Consider the following 1,445-nt stretch of genomic DNA (forward strand, 5'->3'; position numbering starts at 1 on the left):
ATCGTAGCTTCTAGATTTAGTTCCATCGATTTAAGCAACAAAGCCGTCAATATTTTCCATTTTTAGTTTGGTTTCTAAAATGATGTTCTCCATATTTGCAGCTTGGGCATCCATCACCTCTTTTTTCACGTATTCCTTCGCACGGCATAAGAATGCTTGGAATAGGTCTTCATAATGCTCAGTGTTATTAGGCCAAAAAATACTGATTATGCTAGATATAGGCCCACCAACAGTGGGAATTCCACTAGTGACAATCACAAAATAGTTTTTTAGAAATGTTGAAAGGTCGAAGCTAGCGTCTGTATTGTAGGAGTCACAGGTTAGGGTGAAAGTCCTTTCACTATTGTTATCGTAATAACTATTCTTTTTTTTGTTTTCACATTCTACACAAGTCATTTATTACTCTCATTTGTTGTTAGATTCTTCAAGGAAATATTATCCTTACAAACACTAGTGTTTTGAGATCAGATATGCAGAATGCATATAAAAATGTACATTGCGTGAAATTTATTTGCACATCCATACTCATAATGAATGGAGTGGGCCAGCATTATATCTCTTATGTATAAGAGATGTTCATAAGGAAGTGTGATTGTCTTGTCAGGGTTGTTGAACAGATAACCTTCAAAAAACAACATCCAAGGTTGTTTTCCAAATTGTGAATTCCATATGAACATGCAACTGTATATGCATACAGTCATGTGTTAACTTACATTATCGTTTCATTAATTAAAGGAACTTAAGTTGGCACATTCAAAGACAAGCTGCCTATGTGGGCAGGTAAAGATTACCGCAGAAGAGGTCAATCCAAAGTTTACCGTTTGCCATTGTCAGTCATGCCGAACTTGGGGCGGCGCACCGTATTTTGCGGTGAAGTGCGGGACTAAGGTAAAAATCGAAGGCGAAGACAATATCAAAATGTACGAGTCATCAAGTTGGGCATCTCGTGGATTCTGCAGTGAGTGTGGCACGCATTTGTTCTACAAATTGAAAGCGACTGGCGAGTACAACATGCCAGTAGGTTTGTTTTCAGATTTACCCGATTTGGAAATGGACATGCAGTACTTCAGTGACGCACGGCCAAGTTATTACTGCTTCCGCGACGAAACCAAAGAAATGATCACCGCGGAGATCATGGCGTTCTTTGGACCGCAACCATAAAGCGGCATTCGACAGTTTAAATCTCCGCAAGATACAATCCGTACACGCGATACATTCCCACAGCACACAAAAAAGCTGTGGGAGTACAAACGCAGAAACCACGACAAAGCCGATAAAAACAATATGTTAGTGCAAATCAGGCTGTCTCTATAGATATTAAAACACAATCCATAACTACGCATTATGTAATCTGGCGTTATGTTGAGGGATTGCCGTAGGTCGACGAGGCCGCAAAGGGTGGGCGAGAGACTTGGCCAAATCCGAACAAGCGCAGCGCCGTTCGT

2 protein-coding genes are annotated in these 1,445 nt (G+C 40.5%); one reads left to right on the forward strand and one right to left on the reverse strand.

Annotated features, from left to right (window positions below):
• Positions 1–30: 30 nt before the first annotated feature.
• Positions 31–396, reverse strand: coding sequence for a hypothetical protein (locus B5D35_RS23750; protein ID WP_078754851.1), 366 nt, complete (start codon positions 394–396; stop codon positions 31–33).
• Positions 397–744: 348 nt separating this feature from the next.
• Between B5D35_RS23750 and B5D35_RS23755 the strand changes: the two genes are divergently transcribed.
• Complete coding sequence (locus B5D35_RS23755; protein WP_078754852.1) at positions 745–1,161, forward strand: GFA family protein; 417 nt, start codon at positions 745–747, stop codon at positions 1,159–1,161.
• The last annotated feature ends 284 nt before the right edge of the window (positions 1,162–1,445 follow it).

Origin of the sequence: Enterovibrio nigricans DSM 22720 (genome assembly GCF_900167155.1) — a bacterium.
GTDB classification, from domain to species: domain Bacteria; phylum Pseudomonadota; class Gammaproteobacteria; order Enterobacterales; family Vibrionaceae; genus Enterovibrio; species Enterovibrio nigricans.